The sequence below is a fragment of the Pseudomonas sp. KBN12P06040 genome (assembly GCF_037574965.1).
GTDB lineage: Bacteria > Pseudomonadota > Gammaproteobacteria > Pseudomonadales > Pseudomonadaceae > Pseudomonas > Pseudomonas aeruginosa.
In genome coordinates, this window is the sequence record NZ_JBBELS010000001.1 from 4716814 (window position 1) to 4735225 (window position 18412).

An 18412-nucleotide genomic window follows, 5' to 3' on the forward strand; every position below is an offset into this window, starting at 1 on the left:
CGCGCCGAACGCGAGCGCGCCGGACGGTTGCCGCACCCAGAATTCGAAAGGCCGGCGTGGGCTGCGCCACGGCGCGAGCGACACGCTTCCGAACACCCCGTGATTGAGTCCGAGCCATGAACAGCGCACACCGCAAACCGCTCCCCGGCACCCGCCTGGACTACTTCGACGCCCGCGAGGCGGTCGAGGCGATCCAGCCCGGCGCCTACGCCAAGCTGCCCTATACCTCCCGCGTGCTCGCCGAGAACCTGGTGCGCCGCTGCGCCCCGGCGACCCTGGAGGCTTCGCTGCGCCAACTGGTCGAGCGCAAGCGCGACCTCGACTTCCCCTGGTACCCGGCGCGGGTGGTCTGCCATGACATCCTCGGGCAGACCGCTCTGGTCGACCTCGCCGGCCTGCGCGACGCCATCGCCGACAAGGGCGGCGACCCGGCCCAGGTCAACCCGGTGGTGCCGGTGCAACTGATCGTCGACCACTCGCTGGCGGTGGAATGCGGCGGCTACGACCCCGAGGCCTTCGCCAAGAACCGCGCCATCGAGGACCGCCGCAACGAGGACCGCTTCCACTTCATCGACTGGACCAAGCAGGCCTTCCGCAACGTCGACGTGATCCCGCCGGGCAACGGCATCATGCACCAGATCAACCTGGAGAAAATGTCGCCGGTGATCCAGGCGCGCGACGGCGTGGCCTTCCCCGATACCTGCGTGGGTACCGACAGCCATACCCCGCACGTCGACGCCCTGGGCGTGATCGCCATCGGCGTCGGCGGCCTGGAAGCGGAGAACGTGATGCTCGGCCGCGCCTCCTGGATGCGCCTGCCGGACATCGTCGGCGTCGAGCTGAGCGGCCGTCGCCAGCCGGGCATCACCGCCACCGACGTGGTGCTGGCCCTGACCGAGTTCCTGCGCAAGCAGAAGGTGGTCGGCGCCTACCTGGAGTTCTACGGCGAAGGCGCCTCCAGCCTGACCCTCGGCGACCGCGCGACCATCTCCAACATGGCTCCGGAATACGGCGCCACCGCGGCGATGTTCGCCATCGACCAGCAGACCATCGACTACCTGCGCCTCACCGGCCGCGACGACGAGCAGGTCGCCCTGGTGGAGGCCTATGCGCGCACCGCCGGGCTCTGGGCCGACAGCCTGGTCGACGCCGAGTACGAGCGGGTGCTGAAGTTCGACCTGTCCAGCGTGGTGCGCAACATGGCCGGCCCGTCCAATCCGCACGCCAGGGTCGCCACCAGCGAACTGGCGGCGAAAGGCATCGCCGGCAACCTCGAGCGGGCCCGCGCCGAGGAAGCCGAGGGCCTGATGCCGGACGGCGCGGTGATCATCGCCGCGATCACCAGTTGCACCAACACCAGCAACCCGCGCAACGTGATCGCCGCCGGCCTGCTGGCGCGCAACGCCGACCGCCTCGGCCTGGTCCGCAAGCCATGGGTGAAGACCTCGCTGGCACCCGGCTCCAAGGTGGTCACCGAATACCTGCGCGAAGCCGGCCTGCTGCCGCACCTGGAAGCCCTCGGCTTCGGCGTGGTGGCCTACGCCTGCACGTCTTGCAACGGCATGTCCGGCGCCCTCGACCCGGCGATCCAGCGGGAGATCGTCGAGCGCGACCTGTACGCCACCGCGGTGCTCTCCGGCAACCGCAACTTCGACGGGCGCATCCACCCCTACGCCAAGCAGGCCTTCCTCGCCTCGCCGCCGCTGGTGGTGGCCTACGCCATCGCCGGGACCATCCGCTTCGACATCGAGCGCGACGTGCTCGGCGTGGCGGACGGCAAGGAGATCCGCCTGAAGGACCTCTGGCCGAGCGACGAGGAGATCGACGCGGTGGTCAGGGCGGCGGTGAAGCCCGAGCAGTTCCGCCAGGTCTACATCCCGATGTTCGACATCACCCACGGCGAGCGCGAGAAGGTCGACCCGCTCTACGCCTGGCGCCCGACGAGCACCTACATCCGCCGCCCGCCGTACTGGGAAGGCGCCCTCGCCGGCGAACGCACCCTGCGCGGCATGCGCCCGCTGGCGGTGCTGCCGGACAACATCACCACCGACCACCTGTCGCCGTCCAACGCGATCCTCGCCGACAGCGCGGCAGGCGAATACCTGGCGAAAATGGGCCTGCCCGAGGAGGACTTCAACTCCTACGCCACCCACCGCGGCGACCACCTCACCGCGCAACGCGCGACCTTCGCCAACCCGAAGCTGTTCAACGAGATGGTGCGCAACGCCGACGGCAGCGTGAAGCAGGGTTCGCTGGCGCGGGTCGAGCCGGAAGGCAAGGTGATGCGCATGTGGGAAGCCATCGAGACCTACATGGAGCGCAAGCAGCCGCTGATCATCGTCGCCGGCGCCGACTACGGGCAGGGTTCTTCGCGCGACTGGGCGGCCAAGGGCGTGCGCCTGGCCGGGGTGGAGGCGATCGTCGCCGAGGGCTTCGAGCGCATCCACCGCACCAACCTGATCGGCATGGGCGTGCTGCCGCTGGAGTTCAAGCCGGGTACCACCCGCCTGACCCTGGGGATCGACGGCAGCGAGACCTTCGACGTGCTCGGCGCTCGCCGGCCACGCGCCGACCTGACCCTGGTCATCCACCGGCGCGACGGAGAGCGGCTCGAAGTGCCGGTGACCTGCCGCCTGGACAGCGACGAGGAAGTCTCCATCTACGAAGCCGGCGGCGTACTGCAACGCTTCGCCCAGGACTTCCTGGAGGCGGCCGGCGCCTGATGGCGCCGGCGAAACACCCTGGTAGGACGGACGACGCGTAGCGTCATCCGCCGACGACCGGCAGCGGCTGTCGAACGCAGCCGCTGCCCTTGAATTCGATTGCCGAGGACGACGACGCATGGCCCACCCACCCCAGATCCGCATCCCCGCCACCTACCTGCGCGGCGGCACCAGCAAGGGCGTGTTCTTCCGCCTGGAAGACCTGCCGGAATCCTGCCGGGTCCCCGGCGAGGCGCGCGACCGGCTGTTCATGCGGGTGATCGGCAGTCCCGACCCCTATGCCGCGCACATCGACGGGATGGGCGGCGCCACCTCCAGCACCAGCAAGTGCGTGATCCTCTCGAAGAGCAGCCAGCCGGGCCATGACGTCGACTACCTCTACGGCCAGGTCTCCATCGACAAGCCCTTCGTCGACTGGAGCGGCAACTGCGGCAACCTCTCCACCGGGGCCGGCGCCTTCGCCCTGCACGCCGGGCTGGTGGATCCGGCGCGGATACCGGAAGACGGCATCTGCGAGGTGCGCATCTGGCAGGCCAATATCGGCAAGACCATCATCGCCCACGTGCCGGTGAGCGGCGGCCAAGTCCAGGAAACCGGCGACTTCGAACTGGACGGAGTGACCTTCCCGGCGGCCGAGATCGTGCTGGAGTTCCTCGACCCGTCCGAGGACGGCGAGGACGGCGGCGCCATGTTCCCCACCGGCAACCTGGTGGACGACCTGGAGGTGCCGGGGGTCGGTACCTTCAAGGCGACCATGATCAACGCCGGGATTCCCACGGTGTTCGTCAATGCCGAGGACATCGGCTACCGCGGCACCGAGCTGCGCGAAGAGATCAACGGCGACCCGCAGCAACTGGCGCGCTTCGAACGGATCCGCGTCGCCGGCGCCCTGCGCATGGGCCTGATCAAGACCCCCGAGGAAGCCGCGACCCGCCAGCACACGCCGAAGATCGCCTTCGTCGCCCCGCCCCGCGACTACCGCACCGCCAGCGGCAAGCTGGTGGAGGCCGGCGATATCGACCTGCTGGTCCGCGCGCTGTCCATGGGCAAGCTGCACCACGCGATGATGGGTACCGCGGCGGTGGCCATCGGCACCGCCGCGGCCATTCCCGGCACCCTGGTGAACCTCGCCGCCGGCGGCGGCGAACGCAGCGCGGTACGCTTCGGCCATCCCTCCGGCACCCTGCGAGTGGGCGCCGAGGCCAGCCAGGCGAACGGCGAATGGACGGTGACCAAGGCGATCATGAGCCGCAGCGCGCGAATCCTCATGGAAGGCTGGGTGCGCGTACCCGGCGAGGCCTTCTGAACCGACCTATCCTTGCTCCGGCCTTCCGCCACCGCGAAAGGCCGGGGCGTCTTGCAGCCACGACAAGAAAAACCATCCCCGAACCAGCCTGACCCGAGAGGAAACCCACCACTTACGAACCACTGGAGTACGCGATGAGTGCCAACGTCGATCTCAACCAACGTCCCGACTACGACGCCGTCCTGCAGGACATCGCCGACTACGTGCTGGACTACCGCATCGATTCCGCGGAGGCCCTGGACACCGCCCGCAACTGCCTGATGGATACCCTCGGCTGCGGCCTGCTGGCGCTGCGCTTCCCGGAATGCACCAAGCACCTCGGCCCGCTGGTCGAGGGCACCCTGGTCCCGCACGGCGCGCGGGTGCCGGGCACCTCCTTCCGGCTCGACCCGGTCAAGGCCGCCTGGGACATCGGCTGCATCGTCCGCTGGCTGGACTACAACGACACCTGGCTGGCCGCCGAGTGGGGCCATCCCTCGGACAACCTCGGCGGCATCCTCGCCGTCGCCGACCACCTCTCGCAGAAACGCCTGGCCAACGGCGAAGCGCCGCTGAGCATGCGCCAGGTACTGGAAGCGATGATCATGGCCCACGAGATCCAGGGCGTGATCGCCCTGGAGAACTCGTTCAATCGCGTCGGCCTCGACCATGTGCTGCTGGTCAAGGTCGCGTCCACCGCCGTCTGCGCCAAGCTGATGGGGGCCGACCGCGAGCAACTGCTGGCCGCCCTCTCCCACGCCTTCGTCGACGGCCAGGCCCTGCGCACCTACCGTCACGCACCGAACGCCGGCTCGCGCAAGTCCTGGGCCGCTGGCGACGCGACGAGCCGCGGCGTACGCCTGGCGGACATCGCCTTGCGCGGCGAGATGGGCATCCCCGGCGTGCTCAGCGCGCCGCAGTGGGGTTTCTACGATGTCCTGTTCAGCCACACCAGCAAGGACCTGGCGACCAAGCCCGAGGACAAGCGGCGCTTCAGCTTCCCCCAGGGCTACGGCAGCTACGTGATGGAAAACGTGCTGTTCAAGATCAGCTTCCCCGCCGAATTCCACGCGCAGACCGCCGCCGAGGCCGCCGTGCGCCTGCATCCGCTGGTGAAGGACCGCCTGCAACGGATCAGCCGCATCGTCATCACCACCCACGAGTCGGCGATCCGCATCATTTCCAAGGTCGGCCCGCTGGCCAACCCCGCCGACCGCGACCATTGCCTGCAGTACATGACCGCCGTGCCGCTGATCTTCGGCGACCTGGTGGCCGAGCACTACGAGGACGCTTTCCACGCCGCCCACCCGCTGATCGACCGCTTGCGCGAGAAAATGGAGATCGTCGAGGAGCCGCGCTACAGCCGTGAATACCTGGAGGCGGACAAGCGCTCCATCGCCAACGCCGTGGAAGTGTTCTTCGACGACGGCAGCAGCACCGGCCAGGTCGCCGTGGAGTACCCGCTCGGCCATCGCCGCCGGCGCGCCGAGGGCATTCCGCTGCTGCAGGAGAAGTTCAAGGCCAACCTGGCCACGCGCTTCCCGCCGCAGCGCTGCCAGAGGATCTTCGACCTGTGCAGCCACCAGGCGTCACTGGAAGCCACGCCGGTGAACCGCTTCATGGACCTCCTGGCGATCTGAGCGCGCCCGCCTGGAAGGCGCTGGGCGGCTGGCCGAGGACCCGGCGGAACATGGTCGAGAAGGCTGCCGGGCTCTGGTAGCCGCAGTCCAGGGCGATGGCGGTGACCGTTTCGCCGCCGGCCAGCCGCGCCAGTGCCTGCACCACGCAGGCGCGCTGCTTCCAGGCCCCGAAGCTGAGGCCGGTGTAGCGACGGAAGGTGCGGTTGAAACTGCGCAGGCTGGTATGCAGCAGCCCGGCCCAGCGCTCGGCGCTGGCGCGGATGTCGGGCTCGACGAGGAACGCCTCGCAAAGCGCCAGCCAGCGCGGCTCGGGCGGCAAGGGCACGTGCAGCGGCAGCGTCTCGGCCGCCGCCAGCTCATGGAGCAACAGCGTCGCCAGCGCGCCGTCGCGACCTTCGGTGTCGTATTCCAGGGGCATGTCCACCGCCGCCAGCAACAGTTGCCGCAGCAACGGCGACACCGCCAGCACCTGGCAGTGCGCCGGCATCGCCGTGGCGCTGCCGGGCTCGATGTACAGGCTGCGGGTGCTCACCCCGAGCATTCGCACCTCATGCTCGACGCCCGGCGGAATCCACACTGCGCGCTGTGGCGGCACCACCCAGCCGGCGTCGCCGGTACGCACCTGCATCACCCCGCTGGCACCGTACAGCAATTGCGCGCGACGGTGCCGATGGCGCGGCAGCAGGTAGCCGTCGGGATAGTCGGTACCCATGGCCACCACGGCCCGGGGCGTGGCGTCGTACTGCTCGATGGAAGCGTTGCGCATGGTCGAAGTACCTGGCCGAAAGGCGAATAGTATTGGCCAACCTCGCAAAGCGGGCCAACCCCGGGACACCTAAGCTGGCCTTCCGCTCTCGCTCCGGAAACCCGCCATGTTCTATCTCCTGCTCTTTCTCTGCGGCTGCCTCACCGGGGTCAGCGCCGTGTTGTTCGGCTTTGGCGGCGGCTTCGTGGTGGTGCCGCTGCTCTATCACCTGCTGCAACTCGGTCGCGCCGCCGACGACCCGCTGGCCCAGGCGGCCATGCAGGTCGCGGTGGCCACCTCGACCTGCGTGATGATCGTCAACGCCGCCCTCGCCACCTATCGCCACCGGCGCGCCGGCAGCCTGCTGCGCGCCTATGTCTGGCCGCTGGGCGCGTACATCGGTGTCGGCGCGGTGCTCGGCGCGGCGCTGGTCGGCCTGGCCAGCGGCGACTTCATCCGCCTGGCCTTCGTCGCCTACCTCGCCATCACCATCCTCGACTGCCTGTTGCGCCGCGGCTTCCTCAGCCGCGCCGAGGAGCGCCAGGCGCGGCCGCTGGGTGTCGGCGAGACGCGCCTGGGCGGAATGCTGATCGGTGCGATCGCCACCTTCCTCGGCGTCGGAGGCAGCGTGATGACCGTACCGCTGCTGCGCCGCTGCGGGCTGAGCATGACCCAGGCGACCTCCATGGCCAACCCGCTGAGCCTGCCGGTGGCTCTTGGCGGCACCCTTACCTACCTGGTCCTGGCCGGCTACCAGGAGCAAGGCCTGGGCCGAGGCTTCGTCGGCTACATCGACCTGCTGGCCTTCGCCACCCTGGCCGGCGGCGGCTGGCTCGGCATCCGCCTGGCGACCCCGCTGATCGGGCGGATTCCCGATGCGCTGCATGCACGGGTGTACGTCGGCCTGCTGGCGGCGGTGATGCTGAGCATGCTGGCGGGCTGATGCCCCAGCCTGGGTAGGGCGAATAACGCCAACGGCGTTATCCGCCGCACCGGGCCGGATATCGGCGCAACGAAAAAAGGGCCTCGTCCGAGGCCCTTCTTCCTTTCCGGCGCTACACCGCTCAGGACGCCGCGCGGCTTACCGCGCCGGCGCCGGCAGGCTCCTTCGGCGCCAGGTTGAAGGCGTAGTACAGGACGGTCAGCAGCAGGATGAACGGCGGGCCGATGTAGAGGGCGATGCGGGTGTCCTCGAAGAAGGCCATCAGCACCACCACCATCACCAGGAACGCCAGCGCCAGGTAGGAACTGAGCGGGTACAGCCACATGCGGTATTGCAGCTTGTCGCACTCGGCCGGGCTGAGCGTCTTGCGGAAGCGCAACTGGGCCAGCAGGATCATCGCCCAGGTCCAGATCGCGCCGAAGGTGGCGATGGAGGTCACCCAGACGAACACCTTCTCCGGCACCAGGTAGTTCAGCAACACGCCCAGCAGCAGCGCCAGGATCGACAGGATCAGCGCCCGGCGCGGTACGCCGCTGCGCGAGGCCTTGCCGAAGAAGGCCGGGGCCTGGCGATGCTGGGCCAGGCTGTAGAGCATGCGCCCGGTACTGAAGATGCCGCCATTGCAGGACGACAGTGCGGCGGTGATCACCACGAAGTTGATGATCCCGGCGGCGGTCTTGATGCCCATGCGCTCGAAGGTCATCACGAAGGGGCTGCCCTGGGTGCCGATCTCGTTCCACGGATAGAGCGACATGATCACGAACAGCGAGCCGACATAGAACAGCAGGATGCGCCAGAACACCGAGTTGATCGCGCTGGGAATGGTCTTGGTCGGGTTACGCGCTTCGCCGGCGGTGAGGCCGATCATTTCCACCCCGAGGTAGGCGAACATCACCATCTGCAGCGACATCAGCACGCCCTGGATGCCATTGGGCATGAAGCCGCCGTGGGCCCAGAGGTTGGAGATGCCGGTGGCGATGCCGTCGTTGCCGAAGCCGAAGACGATCATGCCGATGCCGACCACCACCATCGCCAGGATGGTGACGATCTTGATCAGGGCGAACCAGAACTCGAACTCGCCGAAGGCACGCACCGCGATGAGGTTGATCGTGCCCATGCTCGCCAGGGCCGCCAGGGCCCAGATCCAGCGCGGCACGTCGGGGAACCAGATGCCCATGTAGACGGCGACGGCGGTGATCTCGGCGACACAGGTCACCAGCCAGAGGAACCAGTAGTTCCAGCCGGTGATGAAGCCCGCCAGCGGGCCCAGGTAATCCTTGGCGTACTGGCTGAAGGAACCGGCCACCGGATTGTGTACCGCCATCTCGCCGAGGGCGCGCATGATCACCAGGATCGCCAGGCCGCCGAGGATGTAGGAGATCATGATGGCCGGGCCGGCCATCTGGATGGCCTTCGCCGAGCCCAGGAACAGGCCGACGCCGATACAGGCGCCGAGCGCCATCAGGCGGATGTGTCGCTCACCGAGCTCGCGCTTCAGGGAGCCGTCTTGAACCTTCTGTTCGCCGACAGACGACATGGGAACAACCTCATTTTGTTATTGAGATAGATCAGTTGCGGACTCGCTCGTGCGGTCGGGGTAGGGAAGCGGATTTCACCAACGGCGCGGCCCCTGCGCGATACCGCACAGCGGGCGACGACGGGGCGTCATAGGTTCCAGGACTGCACACCGGAAGAGGCTGTCCGCTCTCGTGGAGCGAACGTGGGCATTGCGGGAGTCGACTACAACTGAGGTCGGGCCGGAGTTTTACACAAGATTTCGAGGCCGTCATGCCCCGCAACAGGGCAACTGGACCAAAGGCGTAAGCGCTCTGCAACGCCCATTGCGGGGCTGAAAGGTTTCACTCGGCGAGTCCCGCCCGCAGCAACAGGGACAGCGGCCTGCCGAGCCGGGGATGGACGGTTTCGCTCAGGCCCCGCAGGCGCCAGCCGCTGCCGTCGAGCAGCGCCAGCCAGGACTCCAGGGTGCGGAAATACCAGGGCATGCTGTCGCGGAAGCCTTCGCCGAAGCCGTCGAAGCGCTCCTCGCGCCAGCCGTCGCGGTAGTCCTCGTCGCCGGCGGCCCAGGGATGCAGGGTCTGGATCAGCAACTCGCCGCCGCTTTCCAGCAGCGCCGGCCAGGCCGCCAGGCAACCGGCAAGGTCTTCGTCGAGCAGGGAGAAATTGCACACCAGGGCGTCGAAACGACCGAGCCCCGAGGCCGCATCCAGCTCGCGGTAGGCCAGGCGCCGGAAGCTACCTCCGCCCGCAGCGCGGGCGAGTTCGATCAGTTCCGGCGAGGCGTCGATGCCGACGCATTCGCCGACCTCGCCGGCCAGCGCCCGGCACAGCCAGCCCTCGCCGCAGCCGATATCCAGCAGGCGCCGCGGCGCGCGCTGGCGCAGCGCCTGGAGAATCGCGTCGTCGGTGGCCTGGCGGCGGCTTTCCAGGCGTCCCTCGCGCACGGCGCGAGCCCAGGCCTCGGCATTGCCGCGCCAGCTGCGTTCGAGCCGTCGGCTGCGCTCCATGGGGTCAGCGCAGGGGTTCGCGGCAGCGGAGGTCGCGGTAGGGGCCGTCGAGCCTGACCCAGCCGTCTCCCGGCGAGGTCTGCATGCAGGCGACCTGGCCGTCGAGCTTACTCTGCCATTTGTAGAAGGGCGCCGGCGCGGCCTGCGCCGCGAGGCCGGAGAAACCCGCCAGGACGACACCGACGAGAAGGGGGAAAAGTGTGCGCATCGACATTCCGGACCCGAAACACAAGGAACTCAGACAGACACTCTAACCCCTGCGCCACGCCGCTCCAATCCTCGGTCGTCCGATTGCCGCCGGGGAGATTTTCCTTGCACGAATGACAGCAGGGTTGCAGCGGGACAACTAGACTTCCCCCCAGGTGCGGATGAATTGCGCAGCTACAGGCGGTGCGAGCATGGGTGCATCAGAACGATCCACGAACGACCCTTCCGAGCTGCAACCCTGCAGTCTCCCTGCCTCCGCTTCTCCTCGAAAAAGCCGTCTCCGCCAACGCCTGATGCTGATCGGCTTCGCCTTGCCGATCCTCGCCGCGGTGGGCATCGTGGTACTTCACGAAGCGCACACCTCGCGGCTGCAGGCACGCGAGCTGGCACGCTACGCCGCGACCCTGGACTACGAGGTGCGCCAGGGTCCCAGCGAGGCCATCCTGTTCCCGGCGGACGGCCCCTTCGACCGCCGCCTCGGCTACCAGTTGCTGCCTTCGTTCATGCAGCGCCTGTACGACCGCGACTACGCCATCACCCGCCAGGCGCACTTCTCCCCGGCGCTGATGCGCTACGCCGAACACCGGCTGTTCCCGCCCTACGCGGAAAAGGCCCAGGCCGGGCTGGACATCGCCGATTGCCGCGGCGTGCCGATCTACGACTTCCGCTATCCGCAACGGCGCTACGCGAACTTCGCCAGCCTGCCGCCGCTGGCGGTGCAGAGCCTGCTGTTCATCGAGAACCGCGACCTGCTCGATCACGAACGCCCCTACCTCAACCCGGCGGTGGACTGGGGTCGCTTCACCCAGGCGGCGCTGTCGCAGGTCGGCAAGATGCTCGGCTTCAGCGCGCACTCCTCCGGCGGCAGCACCCTGGCGACCCAGATCGAGAAATACCGCCACTCTGCCGAAGGGCGCACCGGCAGCATCGGCGACAAGCTGCGGCAGATGCTCTCGGCCAGCGTACGCAGCTATCGCGAAGGCCCGGCCAACTTCGCCGCGCGCCAGGACATCGTGCTCACCTACCTCAACTCGGTGCCGCTATCGGCGGCGCCGGGCTACGGCGAGGTCACCGGCCTGGCCGATGGCCTGTGGGTCTGGTACGGCGCCGACTACCGGCAGGTCGGCGAGGCCCTCGACGGCAAGGCCGGACTCGCCGCCCAGGGCCTGGCCCTGCGCCAGGTGCTGGCGCTGATGATCGCCCACCGCCGGCCTTCCTTCTATCTGGCGCCGCGCGGCCGCGACGAGCTGGACCGGATGACCGACAGCCACCTGCGGGTCCTGACCCAGGCCGGCGTCATCGAGGCGCCGTTACGCGATGCGGCGCTGGCGCAGAAGCTGGCGTTCCGCGACCCACGCAGCCAGCCGACGGTGCAACCGCTGCCGACCAACAAGGGCGTGACCCTGGCTCGCACCCGCCTGGCCGGGATGCTCGGCGTGCCACTGTACGACCTCGACCGTCTCGACCTGCGGGCCAATACCACCCTCCAGCACGAGTTGCAGGAAAGCGTCACCGCCTACTTGCAGAAACTCGCCGACCCGGACTACGCCGCCCAACTCGGGCTGATCGGCGAACGCCTGCTGACCCCGACCTCGACCCGCTCGGTACGCTACAGCTTCACCCTGTTCGAACGTACGCCGAGCGGCAACCAGGTGCGGGTGCAGACCGACAACACCGACCAGCCCTTCGACATCAACGAAGGCAGCAAGCTGGAGCTGGGCTCCACCGCCAAGCTACGGGTGCTGGCCAGCTACCTGGAGACCGTCGCGCAGATCCACCGCGACTATGGCGGCATGAGCGTCGCCGAGCTGCGCAAGGTGGAAGTGGAGCCGCTCGATTTCATCCTCCGCTGGGGCATCGACCACCTGGTCGCCAGCCGCGACCGCGATCTTTCCGCGATGCTCCAGGCGGCCATGGAACGGCGCTATTCGGCCAGCCCCTACGAGAGCTTCTTCACCGGCGGCGGGCTGCACACCTTCAACAACTTCCGCAAGGAAGACAACGGCCGCCGGCCGATGCTGCTGGAAGCCCTGCGCGAATCGATCAACCTGCCCTTCGTGCGCCTGCTGCGCGACCTGATCCGCCACGACATCTACCAGAACGCCGGGAGCAAGGTGCAATTGCTGGCCGACGACAAGGACCCGCGCCGCGCCGACTACCTCGACCGTTTCGTCGACAAGGAAAGCCAGGTCTACCTGCGCCGCTTCTGGGTCAAGTACCGCGACAAGGACGCCAACCAGCGCCTGGAGACCTTCCTCGACGGCCTGCGTCCCTGGCCGGTGCGGCTGGCTGCGATCCATCGCTACCTGCAGCCACAGGCCGACCTGGCGAGCTTCAGCGCCTTCCTCCGCGAACGCCTGCCCCGCGGCAGCCTGACCGACAAGCGCGCCGCCGAGCTGTACGAGCGCTACGGCCCGGGCAAGTTCAACCTCAACGACCAGGGCTACGTCGCCCGCGTGCACCCGCTGGAGCTATGGCTGCTCGGCTATCTGCAGAAGCAGCCGCAGGCGACCTTCGGCGAGGCGGTGGCGGCCAGCGGCGCCGAGCGCAAGGAGGTCTACGGCTGGCTGTTCAAGTCGCGGCACAAGAACGCCCGCGACAAGCGCATCCGCATCCTGCTGGAGGTGGAGGCCTTCCTCGACCTGCACCAGCAATGGAAGAAACTCGGCTATCCCTTCGATCACCTGGTGCCGTCCTACGCCACCGCCCTGGGCAGCTCCGGCGACCGCCCGGCGGCGCTGGCCGAACTGATGGGGATCATCGTCAACGATGGCGTGCGCATGCCGACCCTGCGCCTGGAGCACCTCGACTTCGCCCTGGGTACGCCCTACGAGACGCGCTTCGCCCCGGAAGCCACCCTCGGCCAGCGGGTGATGACCTCGGAGGTCGCCGCCACCCTGCGCAACGCGCTGTCCCAGGTGGTCGACGCCGGCACCGCGCGGCGCCTGCAAGGCACCTTCAGCCGTCCGGACGGCGCGCCGCTGGTGATGGGCGGCAAGACCGGCACCGGCGACAACCGCCTGCAGACCTTCAGCGCCGGCGGCCACGTGCGCAGTTCGAAGGCACTGAACCGCACCGCCACTTTCGTCTTCTACATCGGCCCGCGGCACTTCGGTACCCTCACCGCCTACGTCGACGGCAGCGAGTCGAGCCAGTTCAAGTTCACCTCGGCCCTGCCAGTGCAGGTGCTCAAGGGCATGGCACCGCTCCTCAGGGACTACCTCGACCCACGCACCGCCACCCGCTGCCAGGTACCGTTGTCGCCGCAACAGATCGGCCGCCTGTAGCGGTTCAGCGCACCGGCCAGTACCAGGCCGGCCGGTCCAGCTCGCGCAGCCCCTGGATGCGGGTCTCGCCGAAGTCCTTCTCCAGCCCCAGCGAATGGCATTCCGGGTGTTCTTCGAGCGTCGCGACAAGCCGCGCGGCGTGCGACACCACCAGCACCTGGGAGTGCTGCGCGGCCTGGCCGACCAGGCGCCCGAGGGCCGGCAGCAGGTCGGGATGCAGGCTGGTTTCCGGTTCGTTGAGCACCAGCAGCGCCGGCGGCCGCGGCGACAACAGGGCGGCGATCCACAGCAGGTAGCGCAGGGTGCCGTCCGACAGCTCCGCGGTGCGCAGCGGCCGCAGCAGGCCGGGCTGCTCGATCAGCACTTCGAAGCGCCCTCCCGGGTTGTCGATGTACAGGCGGCTGCCGGGAAAGGCATCGTCCACCGCTTCGTCCAGCGCCGCCGCATCGCCGATCTCGCGGATGGTCTGCAGGGCCGCCGCCAGGTCGGCGCCGTCGGCGCCCAGCACCGGTGTATGGGTGCCGATCTGCGGACGCCGCGCCGGCGCCTCGGCGTCGCTGCGGAAATGGTCGTAGAAGCGCCAGGAGCGGATCCGCTCGCGCAGGCCGAGCAGTTCCGGCACCTGTCGCGGGTCCACCGCCGCGCCCAGCATGCTGTCGAAGGTGGCGAGGTGCTGCGCCGCCACTTCCCAGCGACCGCCGCCGCCGCGTGCGCGCAACAACGGCCCGCGACGGTCGACCAGGACATTGGCCGGGCGCAGGAATGGGCCGGCCCAGATGCATTCGCGCTTGATCACCGGGTCGAGACCGAACTTGCTCTGGCTTGGCTCCGGCAGGCCGAGGTCGATGCAATAACCGAAATCCTCCCCGGCGAAGCCCAGGCGCAGATTCACCGACTGCCGGCGCACGCTGCCTTCGATCGGCTGGGCGCCACTGCGCATGGCCCGGCTGATGTCCTCCGGTCCCGCCCACAGGGTCGATGGCAGGCCGCCCTCGCGCGCCAGCGACGGGATCACTTCGCCGCGCGCGCTGTCCGCCAGCAGGCGCAAGGCCCGGTAGACGTTGGACTTGCCGGCGCCGTTGGCGCCGGTGATCAGGTTCAGGCGCCGCAGCGGCATCACCAGGTCGCGCAGGGTGCGGTAGTTGGACACCGCCAGGGTGGTCAGCATGGCTGCTCTCGAAGGAACGGAAACGCGGCCGATTGTAGGCCAAATGCCGCATCGCTTACTTGAGCCCGGCCACCCCGGCGACGATCAACCCGACAGAAATCAGCTTCACCGCCGTCAGGCTCTCGCCAAGCAGCAGGACGCCGAGGAACACCGTGCCCAGCGAACCGATCGCGGTCCAGATCGGATAGGCGACGCTGACCGGCAACTCGCGCAGCGCCAGGGTCAGGAAATAGATCCCGCCGATCGCCGCGACCACCGTCAGCAGCGATGGCCAGAGCCTGCCGAAGCCGTTGGAGAACTTCATGCCCATGGCGAAGGCGACCTCGAAGGCCGCCGCCACCAGCAGATGGAACCAGGCCATGGCGGCTCCTCAGGCCGACCGCGCCAGCGCCAGCAGGCGCTGTTCCGCCTCGGCGCAGGAGTCCTCGAAGGACCTGCCGCCGGATTCCTCGCCTTCCGCCGCGACCACCGTGACCTCGTCGATGCCGATGAAACCCAGCGCGGTGCGCAACCAGGGATCGGCGTGGTTCATCGCCTGGTTCTCGCCGCCCGGGCCGAAGCCATGGCCACCGCGACTGGTGACGATCAGCGCACGCTTGCCACGCAGCAGCGGCCGGTACTGGGCGACGCCATTGTCGAGGACGAAATCGAAGGTCACCCCGAGGCGCACGATCTGGTCGATCCAGGCCTTCAGGCCGCTGGGCACGCTGAAGTTATACATCGGCGTGGAGATCACCAGCAGGTCGCTGTCGAACAGTTCGCCGACCAGTTGGTCGCTCAGCGCCAGGTCGGCCTGCATCGCCAGCGAACGCTGTTCCGGCTGGGGATGGAAGGCGGCGGCGACGAAGGCCTCGGTGACCGCCGGAAGCGGTACCCGGCCGACTTCGCGGCGCGCCACGCGGGCCTGTGGATGGGCTTCGCGATAGGCCTTCAGGAAAACCTCGGTGAGACGCCGGGATTGCGAGCGATCGCCTCGCGGGCTGGCATGCACTGCAAGAATTCTACTCATCTGTATCTCCTTGGATTCGGCTAGACTCGAATGACCTCAAGGCCCTTCGCCTGGAGCCAGAAATTATTGGCAGCGGGGGTTCCCGACAAATGAGCAATAGTTGTTCAGGGTGAATTCAGTTCACCCATGGAGATTCCCATGTTCGCTTCCCTGCCGCTGACCGCGTTGCGCACCTTCGAATCAGCGGCCCGTCAGTCGAGCTTCAAGGCCGCCGCCGAGGAGCTTGCGGTAACGCCAACCGCGGTTTCCCATCAGATCCGTTCGCTGGAAGCCTGGCTAGGCGTTCCGCTGTTCCAGCGCCTGCCACGGCAAGTGCGCCTGACCGACTGCGGCGAACGGCTGTTCCGCAGCCTGCACGGGGCCCTGCTGGAAATTTCGCAGAGTGTCGACACGCTGCGTCCGCAGCGCAGCGGCGGCAACCTGACGGTCTCCACCACCCCGGCCTTCGCCGCCCTCTGGCTGGTGCCGCGTCTCGGCCGCTTCTACACCGCACACCCACAGATCAACCTACGCCTGGACACCAACTGCGAAGTCCTCGACCTGCACCAGGACGCCAGCATCGACCTGGTGATCCGCTACAGCCTCGACGACTACCCGAACTTCTACGGTCTCTGCCTGTTCGACGAATGCTTCGCGGTCTATGGCTCGCCGGCCCAGGTCGCCCTGGCCGGAGAACGGCAGCCGACCCTGATCAGCGTGCGCTGGCACAACTCCAGGCTCTACGCCCACGGCTGGGAGGCCTGGTGCGCGCAGGCCGGCGAAAACTGGATGGAGGGCCAGCCGGTGATCCGCCAGTACGACGAGGAGCACTATGCCCTGCAGGCGGCCATCGCCGGCCAGGGACTGGTGCTGGCCAGTTCGATCCTGGTTTCGGAAAGCGTCGCCAGCGGCCTGCTGCAACCCTACAGAGCGGATATCAGTGTCGACGGCGCCGGCTACAGCGCGCTATGCGTGCCCGGACGGGAACGTCATCCGCCGGTGAAGGCATTCTTCGAATGGCTGAGGCTGGAGGCACGACAGTCGGGGCACGCTTGCCGGCTGGAGCGGGACGCCTGAGCGGCGCGGCGGGACAGGAACAACGCGGCTGCCGTTATCCGTCCTGCGCGGCCAGGCGCAGCAGCCGCCGGAAAAAACGACGGCCCGCACCTTGCGGGGCGGGCCGTCTCCATGCGCGGGCGCTTCACGCGCCCACAGGCTCGATCAGCGCTGGGTTACCGGAGCGGCAGAACCCTGGTGCGCCTCGCGGTACTCCTGCTCCGCATCGTCGAAGCGCTTGAGCATGCTCGTCGAAGGCGCCTTGCCGAGCAGGCTGAAGACGACGATGGCGACGCTGGCGAAGAGGAAGCCGGGGATGATCTCGTACAGGCCGGTCCAGCCCAACAGGTTCTTCCACAGGATCACTGTCGCTGCGCCGACGATCATGCCGGCCAGCGCACCGTTGCGGGTCATCCGCTTCCACAGCAGGGAGAACAGCACCAGCGGGCCGAAAGCGGCGCCGAAGCCGGCCCAGGCATAGGACACCAGGCCGAGCACGCGGTTTTCCGGGTTGGCGGCCAGCCAGATGGCGATCACCGCCACCAGCAGCACCATGGCGCGACCGACCCAGACCAGTTCCAGCTGGCTGGCGCCCTTGCGCAGGAAGGCCTTGTAGAAGTCCTCGGTGAGCGCCGAGGAGCAGACCAGCAGTTGGCAGCTCAGGGTGCTCATGACCGCGGCGAGGATGGCGGACAGCAGCACGCCGGCGACCCACGGGTTGAACAGGATCTTGGCCAGCTCGATGAACACCCGCTCGGGGTTGTCGCTGACCGCGCCGGCCTGCTCCGGATGCGCCTGGAAGTAGGCGATGCCGAAGAAGCCCACGGCCACCGCGCCGCCGAGGCAGAGGATCATCCAGGTCATGGAGATGCGGCGCGCGGCCGGGATCGATTTCACCGAATCGGCGGCCATGAAGCGCGCCAGGATGTGCGGCTGGCCGAAGTAGCCCAGGCCCCAGGCCATCAGCGAGATCACGCCGATGAAGGAGGCGCCCTTGAGCATGTCGAAGCTGGTCGCGTCCTTCAGCTCGATGGCGGTGAAGGTCGGCTCGACGCCGCCGGTGGCGAGCATCACGATCACCGGGGTGAGGATCAGCGCGAAGATCATCAGCGAGGCCTGCACGGTGTCGGTCCAGCTCACCGCGAGGAAGCCGCCGATGAAGGTGTAGGCGATGGTCGCCGCGGCGCCGGCCCACAGCGCGGTCTCGTAGGAGAGGCCGAAGGTGCTCTCGAACAGGCGCGCACCGGCGACGATGCCGGAAGCGCAGTAGATGGTGAAGAACACCAGGATCACCAGGGCCGAGAAGATCCGCAGCAGGCGGCTGTTGTCCTCGAAGCGGTTGGTGAAGTAGTCGGGCAGGGTCAGCGCGTTGCCGTTGTGCTCGGTCTGCACCCGCAGGCGGCCGGCGACGAACAGCCAGTTGAGGTAGGCGCCGACGATCAGGCCGATGGCGATCCAGCTTTCGGACAGGCCGGACAGGTACACCGCGCCGGGCAGGCCCATCAGCAGCCAGCCGCTCATGTCGGAGGCGCCGGCGGACAGCGCCGTGACGAAGCTGCCGAGGCTGCGGCCACCGAGGATGTAGTCGGAGAAGTTGTTGGTGGAGCGATATGCCGCCAGGCCGATCAGGACCATGGCCGCGATGTAGATCACGAAGGTGATCAGCGTGGGCGTATTGACACTCATAGGGACTCCCCTATTGCTTGTTTTTATCCGGGCCCTTGCGTGTGCAAGCAACGGGTAGCGGGCCCTTGGTTGGCAGAATGGCGCTTGTGGCGTCACTCCGTGAGCGCTTGCCGGAGCAAGCCGGAAACGTGGGTGGCCTCAAACGAGTCCGAACAGGCC

Annotated in this window: 14 protein-coding genes; 6 read left to right on the plus strand and 8 right to left on the minus strand. The window is 68.2% G+C overall.

Features of this window, described 5'->3' with window-relative positions; all coding sequences use genetic code 11:
• Positions 1-116 precede the first annotated feature (116 nt).
• From acnD to prpD, 3 genes are all read left to right on the plus strand, one after another.
• Positions 117-2723, plus strand: a complete 2607-nt coding sequence (gene acnD, locus VQ067_RS22210; protein ID WP_023092178.1) for a Fe/S-dependent 2-methylisocitrate dehydratase AcnD — start codon at positions 117-119, stop codon at positions 2721-2723.
• Positions 2724-2841: 118 nt separating this feature from the next.
• Positions 2842-4029 carry a 2-methylaconitate cis-trans isomerase PrpF gene (gene prpF, locus VQ067_RS22215; protein ID WP_034019589.1) on the plus strand — a complete coding sequence of 396 codons (1188 nt, stop codon included), beginning with the start codon at positions 2842-2844 and terminating at the stop codon, positions 4027-4029.
• A gap of 134 nt (positions 4030-4163) precedes the next feature.
• Complete coding sequence (gene prpD, locus VQ067_RS22220) at positions 4164-5648, plus strand: 2-methylcitrate dehydratase (RefSeq protein ID WP_003109750.1); 1485 nt, start codon at positions 4164-4166, stop codon at positions 5646-5648.
• On the opposite strand, the gene VQ067_RS22225 is transcribed toward prpD, so the two are convergent.
• Positions 5626-6414, minus strand: a complete 789-nt coding sequence (locus VQ067_RS22225; protein ID WP_009875980.1) for an AraC family transcriptional regulator — start codon at positions 6412-6414, stop codon at positions 5626-5628. The two genes, prpD and VQ067_RS22225, sit on opposite strands and share 23 nt — an antisense overlap.
• A gap of 106 nt (positions 6415-6520) precedes the next feature.
• On the opposite strand from VQ067_RS22225, the gene VQ067_RS22230 reads away from it, so the two are divergent.
• Entirely contained in the window at positions 6521-7336 is an 816-nt protein-coding gene (locus VQ067_RS22230) for a sulfite exporter TauE/SafE family protein (RefSeq protein ID WP_023092180.1), read from the plus strand.
• A 121-nt stretch (positions 7337-7457) separates the two neighbouring features.
• Here VQ067_RS22230 and VQ067_RS22235 read toward each other — a convergent pair whose 3' ends face one another.
• The 3 genes from VQ067_RS22235 to VQ067_RS22245 all read right to left on the minus strand — a co-directional run bounded on the left by VQ067_RS22235 (position 7458) and on the right by VQ067_RS22245 (position 10075).
• Complete coding sequence (locus tag VQ067_RS22235) at positions 7458-8873, minus strand: amino acid permease (RefSeq protein WP_023092181.1); 1416 nt, start codon at positions 8871-8873, stop codon at positions 7458-7460.
• Positions 8874-9195: 322 nt separating this feature from the next.
• A complete protein-coding gene (locus VQ067_RS22240; RefSeq protein WP_023092182.1) occupies positions 9196-9861 on the minus strand; it encodes a class I SAM-dependent methyltransferase in 666 nt (221 codons plus the stop codon).
• 4 nt (positions 9862-9865) lie between these two features.
• Positions 9866-10075 (minus strand): hypothetical protein, encoded by a 210-nt coding sequence (locus VQ067_RS22245; protein WP_009875978.1) that lies wholly within the window; start codon positions 10073-10075, stop codon positions 9866-9868.
• A 154-nt stretch (positions 10076-10229) separates the two neighbouring features.
• Here VQ067_RS22245 and VQ067_RS22250 point away from each other — a divergent pair, with 154 nt between their 5' ends.
• Positions 10230-13355 (plus strand): transglycosylase domain-containing protein, encoded by a 3126-nt coding sequence (locus tag VQ067_RS22250; RefSeq protein WP_003140922.1) that lies wholly within the window; start codon positions 10230-10232, stop codon positions 13353-13355.
• Positions 13356-13359: 4 nt separating this feature from the next.
• On the opposite strand, the gene VQ067_RS22255 is transcribed toward VQ067_RS22250, so the two are convergent.
• From VQ067_RS22255 to azoR1, 3 genes are read right to left on the minus strand one after another with little or no spacing between them, the layout of a single operon-like run.
• Positions 13360-14523, minus strand: a complete 1164-nt coding sequence (locus VQ067_RS22255) for an AAA family ATPase (RefSeq protein ID WP_015503444.1) — start codon at positions 14521-14523, stop codon at positions 13360-13362.
• Between the two features lie 55 nt (positions 14524-14578).
• The gene (locus tag VQ067_RS22260) at positions 14579-14884 is read right to left on the minus strand and encodes a DMT family transporter (RefSeq protein ID WP_003085598.1); all 306 of its coding nucleotides are present in this window, start codon (positions 14882-14884) and stop codon (positions 14579-14581) included.
• A gap of 9 nt (positions 14885-14893) precedes the next feature.
• A complete protein-coding gene (azoR1, locus tag VQ067_RS22265; RefSeq protein ID WP_033990003.1) occupies positions 14894-15532 on the minus strand; it encodes an FMN-dependent NADH-azoreductase AzoR1 in 639 nt (212 codons plus the stop codon).
• Between the two features lie 126 nt (positions 15533-15658).
• On the opposite strand from azoR1, the gene VQ067_RS22270 reads away from it, so the two are divergent.
• Complete coding sequence (locus VQ067_RS22270) at positions 15659-16588, plus strand: LysR substrate-binding domain-containing protein (protein ID WP_023875769.1); 930 nt, start codon at positions 15659-15661, stop codon at positions 16586-16588.
• Positions 16589-16732: 144 nt separating this feature from the next.
• Here the strand turns inward: VQ067_RS22270 and putP are convergent, their stop codons facing one another.
• Entirely contained in the window at positions 16733-18253 is a 1521-nt protein-coding gene (gene putP / locus VQ067_RS22275; protein WP_003085592.1) for a sodium/proline symporter PutP, read from the minus strand.
• Between the last annotated feature and the right edge of the window lie 159 nt (positions 18254-18412).